Here is a 17,829-nt window from a genome sequence, read left to right on the forward strand (position 1 = left end):
CGCCTGCCCCCTGTCCAGTGAACAGAATCCCGGCATTTACCGGCCCGCCGCACAGGCGTTTTCACGCCAGGCGCAAGACCGGACGACGGCTCATCGCAAGCCGTAAGGGAACCAGTGCGCAGAGTCGGAGAGAACCTCTGCCAAAACCAGAACGGCTTGTACCGTGCAAGCCACAAGGAGATGCACGATGCCTTCCATCGATAGCCTGAACTGCCGCCGCACACTGGACGTGGACGGCAAATCCTACGACTACTTCAGCCTGCCAGAGGCTGCCAAGCAGCTCGGCAACATCGACGATTTGCCGGTGTCGCTTAAGGTGCTGCTGGAAAACCTGCTGCGCTGGGAAGACGACAAGACCGTCACCCGTGACGACCTGCAGGCCATGAGTGACTGGCTGCAGAAACGCAGCTCCGAGCGCGAGATCCAGTACCGCCCAGCCCGCGTATTGATGCAGGACTTTACCGGCGTACCGGCTGTGGTAGACCTGGCCGCCATGCGCGACGCGATGGCCAAAGCCGGCGGCGATCCGCAGAAGATCAACCCGCTGTCGCCGGTTGACCTGGTCATCGACCACTCGGTGATGGTCGACAAGTTCGCCACATCGGCGGCGTTCGGCGAAAACGTCGAGATCGAAATGCAGCGCAACGGCGAGCGTTACGCGTTCCTGCGCTGGGGCCAGAGTGCCTTCGACAACTTCAGCGTGGTACCGCCAGGCACCGGCATCTGTCACCAGGTCAACCTGGAATACCTCGGCCGCACCGTGTGGACGAAGGAAGAAGACGGCACCACCTTCGCCTACCCCGACACCCTGGTCGGCACCGACTCGCACACCACCATGATCAACGGCCTTGGCGTACTCGGCTGGGGCGTGGGCGGCATCGAAGCGGAAGCGGCGATGCTCGGCCAACCGGTGTCCATGCTGATTCCCGAAGTGATCGGCTTCAAGCTGACCGGCAAGCTCAAGGAAGGCATCACCGCTACCGACCTGGTGCTGACGGTCACCCAGATGCTGCGCAAGAAAGGCGTAGTCGGCAAATTCGTCGAGTTCTACGGCGACGGCTTGGCCGAACTACCCCTGGCAGACCGCGCCACCATCGCCAACATGGCACCGGAATATGGCGCCACCTGCGGTTTCTTCCCGGTCGATGAGATCACCCTGGGCTACCTGCGCCTGTCCGGTCGCCCAGAGGAAACCGTGAAACTGGTCGAGGCCTATTCCAAGGCTCAGGGCATGTGGCGCAACGCCGGTACCGAGCCAGTGTTCACCGATAGCCTGGCGCTGGACATGGGCGAGGTGGAAGCCAGCCTGGCCGGCCCGAAACGTCCTCAGGATCGCGTCGCCCTGCCAAATGTCAGCCAGGCGTTCGATGACTTCCTCGGCCTGCAGCTCAAGCCCAGCGGCAAGGAAGAAGGCCGCCTGGAGAGCGAAGGCGGCGGCGGTGTGGCCGTCGGCAATGCCGCGCAGAACGAAATCCATTACGAGATGGACGGCAAGCGTTATCCGCTTAGCGACGGCGCCGTGGTGATCGCGGCAATCACCTCCTGCACCAACACCTCCAACCCGAGCGTGATGATGGCCGCCGGCCTCTTGGCCAAGAAGGCCGTGGAGAAAGGCCTGCAGCGCAAACCCTGGGTCAAGAGCTCACTGGCTCCAGGCTCCAAGGTAGTGACCGAGTACTTCGCCGCAGCTGGGCTGACCGAGTACCTCGACAAGCTCGGTTTCGATCTGGTCGGCTACGGTTGCACCACCTGCATCGGCAACTCGGGCCCGCTGCCCGATCCGATCGAAAAGGCCATTCAGGATCACGACCTGACCGTGGCCTCGGTGCTGTCCGGCAACCGCAACTTCGAAGGCCGCGTGCACCCGTTGGTGAAAACCAACTGGCTGGCTTCGCCACCCCTGGTAGTCGCCTACGCCCTGGCTGGCAGCGTGCGGATCAATATCGCCGAAGAGTCGCTGGGTGAAGACCGCGACGGCAACCCGGTGTACCTGCGCGATATCTGGCCGAGCCAGAAGGAAATCGCCGAAGCGGTACAGAAAGTCAGCACCGCCATGTTCCGCAAAGAATACGCCGAAGTGTTCGCCGGTGACGAGCAGTGGCAGGCCATCGCCGTGCCCGAAGCCGACACCTACACTTGGCAGAACGACTCCACCTACATCCAGCACCCGCCGTTCTTCGAGGCTATCGATCAGGCGCCACCGGCTATTACCGACATCGCCAACGCACGCATCCTCGCGCTGCTCGGCGACTCGGTGACCACCGACCATATCTCGCCTGCCGGCAACATCAAGACCGACAGCCCTGCCGGCCGCTATCTACGCGAGCAAGGCGTGGAGCCGCGTGACTTCAACTCCTACGGCTCACGCCGCGGCAACCACGAAGTGATGATGCGCGGCACCTTCGCCAATATCCGCATCCGCAACGAGATGCTCGATGGCGAAGAAGGTGGCAACACCCTGCACGTGCCCAGCGGCGAGAAGCTGGCCATCTATGACGCGTCCATGCGCTATCAAGAGGAAGGCACGCCACTGGTGGTGATTGCCGGCAAGGAATATGGCACCGGCTCGAGCCGCGACTGGGCCGCCAAGGGCACCAACCTGCTGGGTGTGAAAGCGGTGATCGCCGAAAGCTTCGAGCGCATCCACCGCTCCAACCTGGTAGGCATGGGCGTACTGCCGCTGCAGTTCACCGACGGTGCCGACCGCAAGAGCTTGGGCCTGACCGGCAAGGAAACCCTGGCCATCAAGGGCCTGGACGGCGTCGACGTACGCCCGCACATGCCGCTGACCCTGGAAATTACCGGTGAAGACGGCAAGCAGCGCAGCGTCGAACTGCTCTGCCGCATCGATACCCTCAACGAAGTGGAGTACTTCAAGGCGGGCGGCATTCTGCACTACGTGCTGCGCCAATTGATCGCTGGCTGATAGCAATAAAACGGGCGCCGCAGAGATGCGGCGCCCGTTGCTATCCGTAGCCTGGGTCGAGCGAAGCGACACCCGGGGATGCGCTCTCACAGACCCCTATCGATCTCACATCCCCGTCTTCCGCCCTCCTCGTACGCCGATGTTCCCACCCGCCTGACACCACCATTACACCAATGGACTGCCGTTATACCGGCGTCAAAATGTGATCCACCTCAAAATCCGGTTACACTCCTAGCCCTGCCGCGCGTACGCGATAAATCAAAAATCATCAGGGTAGATGCCATGCGTAACAATCAGCCGATCACCGGGAACGAGCGGACGTTTCCGGCGCAACAGCGTCTGATCTCGACGACCGACCTCAAGGGCCAGATCACCTATTGCAACGACGCCTTCGTCGAGATCAGCGGTTTCTCGCGAGACGAGCTGATCCGCGCGCCCCACAACCTGGTGCGTCACCCTGATGTGCCGCCAGCCGTGTTCGAACATATGTGGAGCACCCTGAAGGCCGGCCGACCGTGGATGGGCATCGTCAAGAACCGCTGCAAGAACGGCGACCACTACTGGGTCAACGCCTACGTGGTGCCAGTTCTCGATGACGGCAAAGTCACCGGCTACGAGTCGGTGCGCACCAAACCCACTGCCGAGCAGGTTCAACGTGCCCAGTTGCTCTACGCGCGCATCAATGCCGGCAAGGCCGCTATTCCGAGTCGCGATCGCTGGCTACCGGTGCTGCAAAACTGGCTGCCGTTCATTCTGGTCAGCCAGGTCGGTTTTCTGGTCGGTGCCTGGCTGGACAGCACCTGGGGCTTCATCGCCGCCGCCGCGCTGTCGATCCCGCTCGGCCTGCTGGGCTTGGCCTGGCAAACCCGTGGTATCAAACGCCTTCTCAAGCTGGCCGAACAAAGCACCTCCGACCCGCTGATCGCGCAAATGTACACCGACAGCCGTGGCGTCGAGGGTCGCCTGGAACTGTCCATCCTCAGCCAGGAAGCACGCCTGAAAACCTGCCTCACCCGCCTGCAGGACAGCGCCGAAAACCTCGCCAAACAAGCCACTCAGGCCGACGTACTGGCCCACAACAGTTCTGCCGGGCTGCAGCGCCAGCGTGAGGAAACCGATCAGGTCGCCACCGCCGTCAACGAAATGGCCGCCACCACCCTGGAAGTGGCCAACAACGTGGCACGTACTGCCATCGCCACCCAGGAAGCCAACCGCCTCACCCAGCAAGGCCGCACCATCGCCAGCGAAACCCGCGAAGCGATCCAGCGCCTGTCCCTTTCTGTAGGCGAAACAGGCGAAACCGTCACCCGCCTGGCCCGCGACAGCAACGAAATCGGCGGCGTGGTCGACGTGATCAAAGGCATCGCCGACCAGACCAACCTGCTGGCCCTCAATGCCGCCATCGAAGCCGCCCGCGCCGGCGAAATGGGCCGCGGCTTCGCCGTGGTGGCCGATGAAGTCCGCTCCCTGGCTCAGCGCACCGCCCAGTCCACCGGGCAGATCCACGAACTGATCGCCAAACTGCAACGCACCGCCGACGAAGCCGTGCTGACCATGGACATCGGCCGCAAACAGGCCGACGAAGGCGTCGAACGCGTACAACAAGCCGACCACGCCCTGGCCGGTATCAGCGACGCCGTCGCCAACATCGCCGAAATGGCCGAGCAGATCGCCGCCGCTGCCGAAGAACAAAGCGCTGTAGCCGACGAAATCAGCCGCAATATAACCACTATCGCGCAGCTATCCGATCAGACCGCTGGCGAGGCGCAGAGCACGGCATTGTTGAGTGAAGAACTGACCAGCACGGCGCAGGGGCAGTATTCTTTGGTGGCAAGGTTTAATCGGTAAGCAGCGTTGACGTGATGTTGCTGTGGCACTGGGCGCGCTAAAGCCACCTCTTAACAAAACGTTAGGCTATCAAATGCCATCAAAACCGCTGAATATCCCGCTATATAAAAAATGCCATACCAGCGTATGGCATATGCTCGCGTGCATTCCGCTAGCCATAGTTACTGTCAGGCCGAATACCGTCGAGAATTGGATAACTTCAATATTCTTCGTGGCTCCAGTGCTTTGGTTTGTATTCGTGGGCCCTAAATTTCTAGACGGCAGGCTCAGGCATAGCCGATATGGTTTACTTTCTTGGGTCATTTTGGCTTTGAAACTAGCATTGTTTCTCTGGACAATTAAAATTTTCGAGCCGTACATCGCTTCACTGCTGAGCGAGTGGTTAAAATCCTAAAAATTGACTCAAAGCGTTCGCTACGCTCACTGAATGGGCTAAAACCCGCCCTTAATCAAGTACTAAACTAACATGCAAAAGCACAGAGCAATAACCGAAGCCCTTGAATTAATATTTGAGGGTATTCAAAAGCTAAAAGATACCTTTCCTAATCGTGTATTCACGATAGATGGCCGTTTGGTAGGCGATATTGGAGAGGTTATTGCAGAGCTTGAGTACGACATGGCAGTCCATGAGGTCTCACAGCCACGACATGATGGCGTGGCCTCAGACGGAAAACTTGTTCAAGTCAAAGCAACCTTTAAGAACTTTCTCACCTTTAGAACCGTCCCCGACTATTACTTAGGCTTCAGGCTTCACCCCAACGGGGAGTATGAGGAAATTTTCAACGGGCCAGGTCAAATCATCTATGACCGCTACATTCATCGAAAAGGAATTGGTCTCTCACTGCTCTCATTTCCAATTAGTGAGCTGCGTAAGCTTTCAAAATCAGTACCCACTCATCAGCGCATCGCGAGGAGAAAAGGCTAACAATCGGCTCACTCCAGAAACAGTGACGGCGCCTGGAGATCCTCTTAGGTAAACCTTGCAAAGTATGTGAACAGTGTGTGATCTGCCCACTTCCCCCCTACCATTGAGGTAGTGCATTCTAAGACACAAATAAGCATTACTCTGGTAAAAGTCTTCTTTGAAAGCTCTTTTGAATCATTGATAAAAATTGTCGAGTTGATGGCTGTTTTTTTGAATTCTCGCCATATTGGAAAGGCTGGTGGGGTTCATTTTTTTGTTATGGAGTTGGCGCCGGAGCAACGAAAAACCCCTCACGTTAGATACGGCTTCGGACTACCAATAGGAGATAAGCTTGTTCCGCTATCATAACTTCACTTTTATAGCCACTGAATCAACAGCACATAACAACCAACTCAAACCGTTCGCTTCGCTCACTGGGACTAGCTAAAGCCCGCCCTTTAATCAAGCATTAGACTACAAGGAACACGCATGAAAGAGCAGTTACTCCTAGCCAAGAGGCTGTTCTTGATCGGTTCAGGCTACGCTGAAAAAGACGATCCAGTTTCAGCAGGAATTTCAATTTCACTATTTCAAGACTCAATAGAGATATTTATCGGCTCGGGCGATAAGACTGCGAAACGCCGCAGACGCAGACTGACGGCATACGTCCCCTAGCAGAGACAACTGAATCGATGTCCACTAACACCCTATCCGCCTTGTTCCAGCCCGCGCCCATCCAGTGGGGCCTGCGAGGCGATCCCTATCTGTGGCAGGAAATGAGCGAGACGCTTGCCACCCTACCGCTTCCGCCAAGCGAGGCGCAGCTGGCCGCCATCCTCGACGACACCTTCGAGCGCCTGGTTGGCCTATCGCCAGACTCGACGCAGTCGTCCGTGTTCGTTGAGCGTCACAGCCATGGCGGCATGTCGTCGGGTGGGATCAGCCTGGTTTTCTGGCGCGAGAAGGGCTTACCGTTGCTGCTGGCTCGTTACCATGCTGCCCTTACCGACAGCGATGCCGGACCGTGAAAGCAAGTAGGGTGGATCGGGGCGCGTAGCTGACGCCTTTTTCATCCACCATTGCGATCTCAAACGGTGGCCGGATAAAGCGTCAGCTACCCGCTCCGGCCCGCCGACGAATTTGCTTTTAACTGGCAATCCCCGGGCAGCTGGTAACAGCACGCGGCCCATTATGGCCAACAAAGGAATAATTGAATGACAGAAAACACCCCTGCCTACTCGGCCATGCACGCCATCCCATCGGTAGAAACCTATCGCCACCTGCGCACCGCGGCGGGGCTGAGCGCCAAGACCGTCGAAGCTGCAACCCGTGGCCTGCCCAACAGCCTGTTCGCCGTGCAGATTCTCTGTGCTGGCGAGCCGGTCGGTATGGGCCGCGTGATCGGTGATGGCGGCTCGTTCTATCAAGTGGTGGATATCGCAGTGCTGCCGGCCCATCAGGGGCGTGGCCTGGGCAAGCAGATCATGGCCGCGATCAGCGATTTCATCGCCCGCGAAGTTCCAGAATCGGCGTACGTCAGTTTGATCGCCGACGGCGAGGCGTATCGCCTCTATCAGCAGTTCGGCTTTGCACTGACTGCACCGACAAGCCAGGGCATGGCGCTTCGCAACGTAGTTTGTCGAAGGTGATAACGATGCTGACCCTCGTGCTGCTACCAGGAATGGATGGTACAGGCACCTTGTTCGAGCCATTCATAACGGCTCTCGGACAAAACGTCGCTGTTCAGGTCGTTAGCTATCCAGCCGTCGATGCGCTGGGCTATAGCGAACTGGAAGCCCATGCACGTCAATCGCTTCCAAGCAGTGGCCGCTTCATCTTGTTGGGCGAATCCTTTTCTGGCCCTGTTGCTGTAGCCATTGCGGCATCGTGACCGCCGGGTCTGGTAGGCGTCGTTCTGTGCAGCACCTTCGTTCGCAACCCACGGCCGGCATTTGGCCCGTTGCGACATCTCGCTAGCCTGTTACCCGTCAAGCTCGCGCCGTTGCCCGCTCTCAGTGCGCTGTTGCTTGGTCGTTTCTCGACGCCAGCTCTGCGAGCTGCGTTTGCAACAGCAATGTCGCAGGTGTCGGCGCAAGCATTACGCGCACGATTGCATGCAGTCCTTGATGTAGACGTCTCCATGCAGCTTGGAACTATCTACGTACCAATGCTCTATCTTCTGGCACAGCACGATCGCGTCGTTCCTGCCAAAGCGCTCAAGCATATCCAGCGTATCTCCCCCCGCTGTGCAAGTTGCCCCCATCAACGCGCCCCACTTCTTGCTGCAAGCAGCGCCTGCCGAGGCGGCTCAAGCAGTGGCGTCATTTGCTCAGGCATTGCAAACAACCCAGCGCGAGCACACTGAATAACTGGGCGTTCAATATTGGCAAGCAGGCAAACGAGGGTGTCGAACATGTGCAGCAGGCCTCCCATATCCTTCGGCATCAGCCCCGCTCTCGCCGCTACCAGACGGCCGGTGCGGCAGCATACATAGGCACTCGGGATACATTAGACTGCCCGGCAAAATCGCTCGCGCTCTCGCCACAGCCCTCTGCATCCCTTCCTCCTGGTTCAATTCAATGCCCAAGGTTCACTCGTACCTGATTCGTTATCCCTCTGCCAGTTTGCTGTTCGTGCAGTTGCTGGGCATCGTGCTCTACCCCTTCATGGAGCGGCTGTCCGAAGGCCGCGCCATCGTGGGAGCCTTCGGCATCATCGTGCTGGCGATGTCGCTGCGCATGGTGCGCAGCAGCCCGACCATCCAGTGGATTGCCTTCACTCAGGCCGCCTGCATCCTGGCGCTGACCGTGGCGGTCGAGTTCGAATACAGCTCTGTGCGGGCGACTCTGCTGGCGGCAATGGAGTCGAGTTTCTACTTCTATGCCGCTGGCAGCCTGATCGCCTACATGATGGAAGACCAGCGAGCGAGCACCGATGAGCTGTTCGCAGTCGGCGCCACCTTCACCCTGCTGGCCTGGGCATTCGCCCACGCCTTTTCCGTGTGCCAGTTGCTGAGCCCCGGCAGTTTCACCGCAGCCATCAACCCGGAAGCGGAGCGCACCTGGGTGGAACTGCTGTTCCTGAGTTTCACCACCCTGTCGGGCGTCGGCTTGGGCGATATCCTGCCGCTGAAGCCATTCGCCCGGGCGCTGGTGATGCTAGAGCAGTTCGCCGGAGTCATGTACATCGGTTTGGTCGTTACCCGCATGATCAGCCTGACGGTCAGGCCAAAACCACACTGACCGGCAAGGCGCTGGCCCATCAGTGGAAAACGCCCTACCGTCTGCCAGACTGAATGAAGCACGAGCGGGTAGCGCACCGAACGAGCTGGCAGGCAAGCCTAAAAAGCCTGCCATCCATCCGTTTCGTTGCATTACCCCGTCTGAAATCGGCAACCGAACGCTTACAATCGCGGCCGAAAAAACGCAGCCTTTTGCACCATGTGCACCGGCTGGAAGCCCCCGCGATCACCGCAGCACGCCCAACACATAAACAAGCAGGCACTCTCAGAACATGGCGCTCGATCCCTTAACCATGTTGACGATCACCATCGCCCTCGCCTTGGCAGCGGCGCTGTATCTGGCAATCGAATGGCAGACCGTGCGAGAGCCATCGCTGCTGTTCTGGAGCGCTGCTTTCGCACTGATCAGCGTGGGCTCGACGCTCGCCTTGTTGCGCGGCAGCGGCCTGTTACTGATAGGTATCTGGTTTGCCAACGGCTTGCTGATCACCGCGCACTGGCTGTTTCTGGTCGGCGTGGCACGCTTCACCGAGACGCGCCTGTCTCGGGCCTGGTGCCTGATGGTGATCGCCTGGTTCGCCATGCTGCTCCTGCCGGAAGGGCCGCAGTGGTCGAAGGTGATGTTGCTGGTCAATTCACTGTCAGTTGCGCTGACGGCGCTCTGGGCCAGCTGGCTGCTGCGCCCCCAAGGTAAATCCCTGGGTGCCGGTGCCGCGCAGCTGCGCTACGTGCTGCTTGGCCACGGCCTGTTTTATGTCGCCAAGGCCATCCCGGTGCTGGTCCCAGGCACGCTGATCGACTTGGCGGCCTTTCGTGGCGAGATCATCCAGATCTCGCTGGTTGAGGGCGTGATGGCGCTCATGCTGATCGCCCTGTCGATGACCGGCACCGTGCGTTATCGCCGTGAGAAACGCATCGAGCGACTGGCTGCCCGCGACCCGCTCACCGCTATGTACAACCGACGCGCCCTGGAAGCACGGGCGCCACGTCTGCTCAACGAGGTTTCTCCGTCTCGCCCTGGCGCGCTGCTGTTGATCGATATCGACAACTTCAAGCTGGTCAACGACCTGCACGGGCATAGTGCAGGCGACCGCTTGCTGGTGGTACTGGGCGAGATGATTCGACTGGTGCTGCCCGACGGTTCACTGGCTGCCCGACTTGGCGGTGACGAATTCGTGATTCTGCTGCGCGATGCGTCCCAGGAACGCATCGTGAGCCTGGGCGATACGTTGCGCGAGCGGTTCCATGGCGTGGCCGCGCAAACCTTCGCCACCCCAGAGGCGGTAACCCTGAGCATCGGCGCCAGCCTGTTCGATCAGCCACCCGCCAGCTTGGCGGCGTTGATCGAACAAGGTGACGTGGCGCTTTATCAATCCAAGCGCGGCGGACGTAACAGCATTCGCCTGGTCGATCGTACCTTGAACGGCAGCTCTACCTCGGCCATCTGATCAACCGGCAACAGTGGCTCAGTTCTGCACGGCCTGAACCGAACCGCCATCCACCCGCAGGTTGCTACCGTTGATGAACGAGGCCCGCTCGGAGACTAGCAAGGCAATGGCTGCCGCTACCTCCTCAGCCCGGCCACGGCGTTGCTGGAAGATGCCGGGGCGCTCCTCCTCGAGAAAGCTCGCCACCGCCTCGTCGAAGGAAACGCCCTCTTCCTCGGCCCGCTTACGCATCATGCCGTCGGTCATGTTGGTTTCGATAAAGGCCGGGGCCACGGTATTGCACAGCACGCCGTAGGCGGCTTCCTTGTAAGACAGGTTCTTCACGAAGGCGCCGAGTGCGGCCTTGGATACGTTGTAGACGGCCTCCTCCCAGTAGGGCTGAACGGCGTTCTCCGAGGTGATGCACACCAATCGCCCCCATCCCCTCTGGCGCATGGCAGGAATGGTGGCCCGAGCGACGCGCACGGCGGAAAAGAAATCGGTGGCCCAGGCCTCCTGATAGTCACTGTCGGGTAACTCCAGCGGGTCGCCCTTGGCACCTGTGACACCGGCGGCATGAACCACGATATCGATTTGCCCAAAGCGGGCTTCGCCAGCCTTGACCAGCGCATCGACCTCATCCTGGCGAGTCATGTCCGCGGCGACCCTCAGCGCGCCGCCAGGCAGATCTGCACTGGCCTTGTCCAGGGCGGCCTGATCCTTGTCGGTTAGCAGCAGGTGAACCCCTTCTTCGGCAAGCAGCTTTGCCGTGGCCAGGCCGATGCCCCCGGCAGCACCACTAATGAGCGCAACGCGCCCCTTGATTTGCAGATCCATAGAAACCTCATTGACGTGCGAAAGATGCTGGGCAGAGCCGGCCCACAGGTGATCGATGGACTCGACCCGCACGTGCAAGATTCACAGTAAATGACGACCTGCACCCGACGCCTATTGCGCCAGGGCTGTCTGGATTACCTAGCTGAACGTATCGCCGTCATCGAAGAAATCCGAGCTATCGAAGGCATCGGTGTCGATGTCGTCGGTGCCGGCGTAGGGCGAATCGTCCAAGCTGCTGGCGAAGCTGTCCTGGGCGGGCAGGTCTTCACGGATGACTTCGACGATTTCCTGAGGCTGATCGTGTTGGAACATGCTGGTCAGCAGATCCGCGACCATCACCCCGCCCGCCACGCCGGCCGCCGTCTGCAAGGCGCCGCGCATGAAGCCGCCGCCCTGAGCAGCCGCTGCACCAGCAGGCGCACTGGCAGCCGGCGCAGCCGCAGCGTTTTGCGAGAAGCGGGTTTCACCCCAGCCCGCCGGGCGCTGCGCAGGCTGTGCGGCACTATTGGGCTGGCCGCCGCCGAACAGGCCGGCGAGAAAGCCGCCATTACCTGAGCGCTGTCGTTGCTGCTCGGCGGCCTGGGCTTCCAGTTCACGCACGCGCTGATCCAGGCGTTTGATCGCCGCCTCCTGAATCAAAATCGCCTGGGCCATGTAATACGGCGCGGCTGGCTGGCGGGCCAGGTGCCCCTTGACCTGCGCTTCGGCCTCGGTATCGCGTAGTCCCCCCTGGTGCTCGGCCTCCTGCAAGCGGGAGAACAGGCCATCGATCAGGGTTTGCTCTTCGGAATTCATGGGCGCCTCGGTTGAGCGATGAAAGGTGAGACATCCTTGTACGACGTGCTGATGCGACGCCTGGCGCCGCTGAATGAGAGATAGGACTGAAAGGGAAAATTACAAGTTCCGGGCTGGCCGCAGTAAAGATGCACCGCCGATAGCGCGGACGGTTCGCAGGCATGCCGAGCTCAGACAGTTGTCGGTCATGCGTAGCTCTATCGCGGGCAACCTTTTAACCATCAGCAAGAGCCAATCCAATGGCCAACAAGCCGCTTACCCTCGTGTTGTAGACGCCTGTAAATGGAACGCATCAAGGGCGCATCCATAACGGGAAAAGGAATGGGTAATCCTTTGCTGAAGAATGGGCCGCGCAGAACGATTTCCACCCTTACCGAATAGGCAGCTCTGAAAAATGGGCAGAAATACCGCCGCGTGGCTGGGCATCAAGGCCCACGAGGTAAATGGTGTTGGAAAACGCATGAGATGCGCGGTGATGGAAGGCTGCACTCTGAACTTGAACGTGGAGCGGCTATGGAAAACCAGGATAGCTACCGCTGAGATCAATAGAGGAAGGCATCAATACAAGCTATCAGCTCACTCGTCGTCGGCCATGAAACAGTGAAAATCGACACCCAAAGCGCATTCACAAATATCCTTGAGGAGATTATTAAGCTCAAGTGAACTCATACTTTCATTCAAAGACTGACTATCCGCCCAATAGGTACTGAGTATCCACTCAGGACATCCTGAAGTTCTACGCGTATACGAGCAATTCAAGCAACCAGAAAAACTGGACAGGTGTTCAACGCCCACAGCCAACAGCGTGTCAATTCTTGCCGCATTCGCTTCAACTGCTTTGATCTTCATAGTCGTTACAGCTTCAATGGCCATAATGTCTCCCTTAGCATAAACACTGCAAAGAAAATTAAAGTATCAAGCGTGCCCCCTGCCCAACAGACTTGAAGGCGGGAAAACTAGAACAACTCAAGAATTTTCATCAACGTAGATTCGAAACTACTGCCTCGACGACAAGCCAGCGGCAACTGGAGTTGGACTCAGCCCGTTACACACGATCACCATCGAATTCAACATCATTTTTCGACTCAGAAGCATCTAGATGCCCTGAAACAATACTGCCGATTGCCAAGGTAAGGCCAAACGTATTCACTCCATTCAAGCTCTTAGCGAACACATCGCCTTTATGCATGGTCGCCACAGCCTTGACTATCGAAAGACCAAGCCCATGATGAGTGTCACTTCCGGCTCGCGCACCGTCGACCCTGTAAAAACGCTCGAACAGGCGCTTCAAATGCTCTTCCGCAATGGGCTCACCATAATTCGCAACAGACACCACAGCCATGTTGCCTCGCGTAGTGATGGAAACCGTTACCGTAGTGCCTGCAATGGCGTGCCTGGAACTGTTATCCAGTAAATTCGCCAATGAGCGATGGAAGAGCTGTCGATCGATGCATGCCACCCCATCGCCCTCGACTGTAACAACATTGTTCTTTTGCTGAAAAAGAGGCTCGACATACTCAACGGTTTTAAACGTTTCTTCACGCAAAGATACTTCTTTTAGTTGGGTCGCACGCACCCCGGACTGAGCGTGAGATAGAAAAAGCATGTCATTGACGATGGAGGTCATCCTTTCCAATTCTTCCAGATTCGACTCCAGCAGCTCCACCAATTCATGGGTTTCTCGCTCACGAGAGAGTGCCAACTGGGTTTCCCCTATCAGGTTGGTCAGTGGTGTTTTCAACTCGTGAGCGACATCAGCGTTAAAGCTCTCCAGTTGCATCCACGCCACTTCCTGTCGTTCAAGCACCCCATTGAAGGAAACGGCCAACTCCTTCAACTCTTCTGGGAGGACTGCCGCATCCAGACGCTGCCCATACTTCCCGGGAGCCAGACGCTGCGCTTGATCACTCAAGCTATTGACGGGGCGCATTCCAACTTTGGAAATAAAATAACCTAACAAGGCAACAAGAAGCACGCTAAACACGCTGATGAACAACAGGGCGCGAGTAAACTCACTCAACGTGCCCATATATGGCGTAGAGTCTATTGCAACAACAAACCTGAGCGCGGGTCGTTCACCATTAACTGAAATATCCGAGATCAACAGGTAAAGAGCACACGCATCTTCACTTGAGCCTGGCACTTGATTAAAGCCACTTGGCAAAGATGAAAAATCCACATCCGCAGGCGGCTGCCCGCCTATTCGATACAGCGAATCCTCACTCAATACCCAGTAACGAACTCGCCCGCCCTCGGCAGCGGACAAGTCCGTCACTTTGGTGACAACAGCTTGCCAGTCGTCAAAATTGGTACGAGCGCTTATCCATGGCTCCATGAGCGACTCCCGGAATAACAGTTCGTTATGCATTTGGCTCTCCAGCGACTGATGCAGCGCCACTCGCAAAGAAAAACCAAACACCGATGCAATTAGCACGGACGCAACTGCAAACATCAAAGCCAGGCGGCCGGACACTGATTTTTTTATCATTGAACTCACTCTATGCCGACTGGCGCTCGGGGCGTACCTCAAGAACATAACCCATACCCCGAACGGTATGGAGCAACTTCATTTCATACGGAGCATCAATCTTGCTTCTGAGTCGTTTTATTGCGACTTCGACAACATTGGCGTCGCTATCGAAATTCATATCCCAGATCTGTTCTGCAATCATCATTTTCGACAGAATCTGCCCTTGGTGCCTGGCCAAAAGACTCAACAAGGAAAACTCCTTGGCTGTCAGTTCCAGACGCTCTCCAGCTCGCGAAACTTTCCTCGACAATAAATCCAGATGAAGATCGTGGATCTGCAGCTGCGCGATGTCGGCCCCATCGCTCGGGCGTCGGCGCAACAGTGCCTGGATACGTGCGACTAGCTCTATGAGAGAAAATGGCTTTGGAAGATAGTCATCTGCACCATGCCTCAGGCCTTTTACACGCTCGTCGACAGACCCTCGTGCAGACAGCATCAAGACAGGCGTCTGTTTAGTCATACGCAGGTTTTCGAGGACGCTATAACCATCCATACCAGGAAGCATTACATCCAGAACAACTGCATCGTAGTCATATTCCAATGCAAGGTGGAGCCCTACGGTTCCCGTGGAGGCAACGTCAACGGTGAACCCCAGTTCACTAAACGCTCGATTTATGTAGGAAGAAGTTTTTTCTTCATCCTCCACAAGCAATAACCTCATATATTCCACCTGATAGCTAAAGCCAACTTTATAGTCATTCATCATACAGAACGTTTCCAACAGGCAGCTGACATCCAACTGACATTTCTGTCAGAAAACACTCTAGGCCATTCTGACGAAAATGTTATCCACCGGTCATCTGAATGACAGTCGCGCAATCATAATCTAACCAGAACGCAGATCAAACTCATGGGCAATCCTAATTAACACTTCCTGGATGGCATTAATAAGTGCGACACCGCTCGCACTAAAAACACGTAACAGAGACGAGGAGACTAACATCGATCAACGTCACCCAATCGAAAAGTTCGGCAATAACCAATCACTATGCAACAACCCTTTCACATTAGCGACTCCCAAAATCACAACCAAACAGGTGCAATATGAAAATCATCGCAATCCTTGCTACCGCTCTACTGACATCCTCATTCGTAATGGCTGCAAACGCCTCACCCGCCCTTGGCAATACAGCTACGGCTCAATACCGCTACGGCATGGATTTAGATGTAGCGAGAGTGATCTCGATTTCTGAACCCAAAGAAGCTTGCGGCCTAGTGCCCGTGACCATGCAATATGAAGACAGCCAAGGAGATCGGCATTTCTTGAGCTTTACTCAGCTCAATTCGGGCCCACGCTGCCCGGATAACTGAGGAAAAGGTACGACTATTCGATAGTTTGCAAGCGTCGAAGAATTATCACGACTCACGTATATTTAATCCTGCCGAATAAGCAGTTATCACAACAGACCACACCAGGACAGAGTAATGAAACGAGCCCTTCTATTCGCTGGCAGCCTCACGTTCATTCTGGCGGGCCACACAGTTGCGCAAGAGCGGATATTGATATCGTCAGAATGGGGTAATGCAACGGCACGTCTGGTCGATAATGATGCGACACAGGCATTGGTAGCGATGTTGCCGGTAACGATAGAGATGCGCGATCACCTTCGTCAGGAAAAGACTGGCGACTTACCGTCACCGCTACCGGAAGTAAATCGCCAGAGAGACTTCTCGACAGGCACGATCGGGCTCTGGGGACCTGATCACTTCGTCATCTATTACAGTAAGGGCCGCGTCCCCTCACCTGGCATCGTGATTCTTGGGGATATAGAAGGGGATATCTCCTTTCTGGATCGTCCGGGCCCCATTACCGTCAGGGTTGAACAGGCTGAATAGGCTTTCTTGAAACAGTAAGCAACCGCGCCTTGTCACCCAATACAAGGCGCGGTTCACAGCTCGATCATTGACTCGACAACCCGCCAAGCCCGGCTCAACACACGCCGCTACTGCGCGCGAGCCACACTCGAGTAACCATCAGCGCATCTGCAGAATGATCGGGTTGCTGCTTGCGGGGCTGGTTCGCTCTCGCAGTTCGCCGACCTCAGCCGCAGTCACTGCGCCGCCCTGGTTGCCCCAGGCGGTACGAACAAACGTCAGCACTTCTGCCATCTCGGTATCGCTCAACTGATTGCGGAACGGCGGCATGCGGTACGCATCAGGCACGCCTTGTGCGACAACCCGGTCCGAACCATTCAGAGTCACATTGATAGAGGTGGCGTTATGTTCTGACATCGAAGAGGAAGCCCCCGCCAGAGGCGGCATCCACTGCCCCTGGCCTCGCCCATCGATACCGTGGCAGGAGCTGCACTTGGCCACATAGGTGCTCGAGCCGGGTTTTGCCATGTCCGCTGCCTGGAGCGGCTGCGCCAGCAAAGGATCCCAGGCGGGGCCGTCTCTCTCGGGGTCACCGGGGAGTGATCCAAGATAGCGAGCGATGGCAGCTAGATCCTCGTCGGTCATGTATTGAGTCGAGTTATTGAATGCCTCCGTCATGGTGCCGGTGACGACGCTGTGCACGTTTCGCCCGACCTGCAGGTACTGGACGATCTCTTCTTCGCTCCAACGCCCCAGGCCCGTATTAGGGTCCCGCCGCAAACTCGGCGCGTACCAGCCATCCAGCAACGCGCCGCTCAGATACAGTGGATTGGTTTCGTCCAACCCCTTCTCGTTCATCGCTATTCCGCGAGGCGTATGGCAGCTACCGCAATGGCCTGGCCCTTGAACGATGTAGGCGCCGCGATTCCACAACTCATCCTGCCCGGGCTTGTCCTCATAGGCTCCTTCTGGCGCGAAAACAGCGTTCCACATCGCGATGGGCCATCGCATGTTGAGCGGCCAGGGAATCTTACTTTCCCGATTCTCCATACGAACAGGCCCGACCCCTTGGGTGAAGAATGCATAGAGGGCGCGAATGTCATCGTCACTGAACTTGGCGTATGACGGGTAAGGCATCGCCGGGTAGAGGCGGTGCCCGTCTGCCGCCACACCAGCGCGTATCGCGCGGTCGAACTCGGCCAGACTGTAATTGCCGATTCCAGTCTCTGGATCGGGTGTGATGTTGGTGGTGAAGATGGAGCCCAACGGGGTTGCCATTTCATAGCCCCCTGAAAACGGAGCACCATCCGGAGTGCTGTGGCAGGCAACGCAATCGCCCAGCCTGGCAACATACTCACCGCGTTGAATCAGCTCGGGAGTCGCTGCGGCCGCGCTTTGATTCGCCAACGGTGAGTAAGGCGTGCGAGTGACGAACCAGGCCAAACCCGCTGCAGCCACGATGCCGCCCACCAGGAGGGATGTAATTGTCTTTTTCAACGGTGCATT

The 17,829-nt window shown here is 57.4% G+C and carries 17 protein-coding genes and 1 pseudogene; 12 read left to right on the forward strand and 6 right to left on the reverse strand.

The genetic code is table 11. The annotated features are described in order from the left end of the window. Positions 1-187: 187 nt before the first annotated feature. The 10 genes and pseudogenes from acnA to ACZ3GY_RS11955 all read left to right on the forward strand — a co-directional run bounded on the left by acnA (position 188) and on the right by ACZ3GY_RS11955 (position 10,367). Positions 188-2,926, forward strand: a complete 2,739-nt coding sequence (gene acnA, locus ACZ3GY_RS11910) for an aconitate hydratase AcnA (RefSeq protein WP_465910164.1) — start codon at positions 188-190, stop codon at positions 2,924-2,926. 282 nt (positions 2,927-3,208) lie between these two features. Continuing rightward, positions 3,209-3,538, forward strand: a pseudogene (locus ACZ3GY_RS11915) (PAS domain-containing protein); the annotation flags it as partial. 114 nt (positions 3,539-3,652) lie between these two features. Next, positions 3,653-4,774 carry a methyl-accepting chemotaxis protein gene (locus tag ACZ3GY_RS11920; RefSeq protein WP_465911023.1) on the forward strand — a complete coding sequence of 374 codons (1,122 nt, stop codon included), beginning with the start codon at positions 3,653-3,655 and terminating at the stop codon, positions 4,772-4,774. Between the two features lie 466 nt (positions 4,775-5,240). Then, positions 5,241-5,699: a DUF6998 domain-containing protein gene (locus ACZ3GY_RS11925; RefSeq protein WP_225833447.1), complete on the forward strand. Its 459-nt coding sequence runs from the start codon at positions 5,241-5,243 to the stop codon at positions 5,697-5,699. A 468-nt stretch (positions 5,700-6,167) separates the two neighbouring features. After that, entirely contained in the window at positions 6,168-6,353 is a 186-nt protein-coding gene (locus ACZ3GY_RS11930) for a hypothetical protein (RefSeq protein ID WP_465910166.1), read from the forward strand. A gap of 17 nt (positions 6,354-6,370) precedes the next feature. After that, entirely contained in the window at positions 6,371-6,706 is a 336-nt protein-coding gene (locus ACZ3GY_RS11935; protein ID WP_465910167.1) for a hypothetical protein, read from the forward strand. A 186-nt stretch (positions 6,707-6,892) separates the two neighbouring features. Continuing rightward, positions 6,893-7,327, forward strand: coding sequence for a GNAT family N-acetyltransferase (locus ACZ3GY_RS11940; RefSeq protein ID WP_465910168.1), 435 nt, complete (start codon positions 6,893-6,895; stop codon positions 7,325-7,327). Between the two features lie 5 nt (positions 7,328-7,332). Further along, entirely contained in the window at positions 7,333-7,569 is a 237-nt protein-coding gene (locus ACZ3GY_RS11945; RefSeq protein WP_465910169.1) for an alpha/beta fold hydrolase, read from the forward strand. Positions 7,570-8,257: 688 nt separating this feature from the next. After that, complete coding sequence (locus ACZ3GY_RS11950) at positions 8,258-8,920, forward strand: ion channel (protein ID WP_465910170.1); 663 nt, start codon at positions 8,258-8,260, stop codon at positions 8,918-8,920. A 271-nt stretch (positions 8,921-9,191) separates the two neighbouring features. Then, on the forward strand, positions 9,192-10,367 hold the full coding sequence (locus ACZ3GY_RS11955; RefSeq protein ID WP_465910171.1) for a GGDEF domain-containing protein: 1,176 nt from the start codon (positions 9,192-9,194) through the stop codon (positions 10,365-10,367). Positions 10,368-10,385: 18 nt separating this feature from the next. Here ACZ3GY_RS11955 and ACZ3GY_RS11960 read toward each other — a convergent pair whose 3' ends face one another. From ACZ3GY_RS11960 to ACZ3GY_RS11980, 5 genes are all read right to left on the reverse strand, one after another. Next, complete coding sequence (locus ACZ3GY_RS11960) at positions 10,386-11,183, reverse strand: SDR family NAD(P)-dependent oxidoreductase (RefSeq protein WP_465910172.1); 798 nt, start codon at positions 11,181-11,183, stop codon at positions 10,386-10,388. 138 nt (positions 11,184-11,321) lie between these two features. Further along, entirely contained in the window at positions 11,322-11,978 is a 657-nt protein-coding gene (locus ACZ3GY_RS11965; RefSeq protein ID WP_465910173.1) for a DUF2076 domain-containing protein, read from the reverse strand. A gap of 576 nt (positions 11,979-12,554) precedes the next feature. Next, positions 12,555-12,851, reverse strand: a complete 297-nt coding sequence (locus ACZ3GY_RS11970) for an antibiotic biosynthesis monooxygenase family protein (protein WP_463565429.1) — start codon at positions 12,849-12,851, stop codon at positions 12,555-12,557. 172 nt (positions 12,852-13,023) lie between these two features. Next, a complete protein-coding gene (locus ACZ3GY_RS11975) occupies positions 13,024-14,466 on the reverse strand; it encodes a heavy metal sensor histidine kinase (protein ID WP_465910175.1) in 1,443 nt (480 codons plus the stop codon). A gap of 10 nt (positions 14,467-14,476) precedes the next feature. After that, positions 14,477-15,169 (reverse strand): heavy metal response regulator transcription factor, encoded by a 693-nt coding sequence (locus ACZ3GY_RS11980; RefSeq protein ID WP_225833470.1) that lies wholly within the window; start codon positions 15,167-15,169, stop codon positions 14,477-14,479. 383 nt (positions 15,170-15,552) lie between these two features. Here ACZ3GY_RS11980 and ACZ3GY_RS11985 point away from each other — a divergent pair, with 383 nt between their 5' ends. Beyond that, positions 15,553-15,819 carry a DUF2790 domain-containing protein gene (locus tag ACZ3GY_RS11985; protein ID WP_463565431.1) on the forward strand — a complete coding sequence of 89 codons (267 nt, stop codon included), beginning with the start codon at positions 15,553-15,555 and terminating at the stop codon, positions 15,817-15,819. A gap of 114 nt (positions 15,820-15,933) precedes the next feature. Next, a complete protein-coding gene (locus tag ACZ3GY_RS11990) occupies positions 15,934-16,344 on the forward strand; it encodes a cyclophilin-like fold protein (protein WP_463565432.1) in 411 nt (136 codons plus the stop codon). A 138-nt stretch (positions 16,345-16,482) separates the two neighbouring features. Here ACZ3GY_RS11990 and ACZ3GY_RS11995 read toward each other — a convergent pair whose 3' ends face one another. Then, on the reverse strand, positions 16,483-17,820 hold the full coding sequence (locus tag ACZ3GY_RS11995) for a c-type cytochrome (protein WP_465910176.1): 1,338 nt from the start codon (positions 17,818-17,820) through the stop codon (positions 16,483-16,485). Positions 17,821-17,829: the final 9 nt, after the last annotated feature.

It is taken from the genome of Pseudomonas sp. PME37.24/006 (assembly GCF_055556635.1).

Excerpts from the sequence above, each read along its gene's own strand:
- acnA (WP_465910164.1), top strand. The coding sequence starts at position 188 with ATGCCTTCCATCGATAGCCTGAACTGCCGCCGCACACTGGACGTGGAC.
- ACZ3GY_RS11925 (WP_225833447.1), top strand. The coding sequence starts at position 5,241 with ATGCAAAAGCACAGAGCAATAACCGAAGCCCTTGAATTAATATTTGAG.
- ACZ3GY_RS11930 (WP_465910166.1), top strand. The coding sequence starts at position 6,168 with ATGAAAGAGCAGTTACTCCTAGCCAAGAGGCTGTTCTTGATCGGTTCA.
- ACZ3GY_RS11935 (WP_465910167.1), top strand. The coding sequence starts at position 6,371 with ATGTCCACTAACACCCTATCCGCCTTGTTCCAGCCCGCGCCCATCCAG.
- ACZ3GY_RS11940 (WP_465910168.1), top strand. The coding sequence starts at position 6,893 with ATGACAGAAAACACCCCTGCCTACTCGGCCATGCACGCCATCCCATCG.
- ACZ3GY_RS11945 (WP_465910169.1), top strand. The coding sequence starts at position 7,333 with ATGCTGACCCTCGTGCTGCTACCAGGAATGGATGGTACAGGCACCTTG.
- ACZ3GY_RS11950 (WP_465910170.1), top strand. The coding sequence starts at position 8,258 with ATGCCCAAGGTTCACTCGTACCTGATTCGTTATCCCTCTGCCAGTTTG.
- ACZ3GY_RS11955 (WP_465910171.1), top strand. The coding sequence starts at position 9,192 with ATGGCGCTCGATCCCTTAACCATGTTGACGATCACCATCGCCCTCGCC.
- ACZ3GY_RS11960 (WP_465910172.1), bottom strand. The coding sequence starts at position 11,183 with ATGGATCTGCAAATCAAGGGGCGCGTTGCGCTCATTAGTGGTGCTGCC.
- ACZ3GY_RS11965 (WP_465910173.1), bottom strand. The coding sequence starts at position 11,978 with ATGAATTCCGAAGAGCAAACCCTGATCGATGGCCTGTTCTCCCGCTTG.
- ACZ3GY_RS11970 (WP_463565429.1), bottom strand. The coding sequence starts at position 12,851 with ATGGCCATTGAAGCTGTAACGACTATGAAGATCAAAGCAGTTGAAGCG.
- ACZ3GY_RS11975 (WP_465910175.1), bottom strand. The coding sequence starts at position 14,466 with ATGATAAAAAAATCAGTGTCCGGCCGCCTGGCTTTGATGTTTGCAGTT.
- ACZ3GY_RS11980 (WP_225833470.1), bottom strand. The coding sequence starts at position 15,169 with ATGAGGTTATTGCTTGTGGAGGATGAAGAAAAAACTTCTTCCTACATA.
- ACZ3GY_RS11985 (WP_463565431.1), top strand. The coding sequence starts at position 15,553 with ATGAAAATCATCGCAATCCTTGCTACCGCTCTACTGACATCCTCATTC.
- ACZ3GY_RS11990 (WP_463565432.1), top strand. The coding sequence starts at position 15,934 with ATGAAACGAGCCCTTCTATTCGCTGGCAGCCTCACGTTCATTCTGGCG.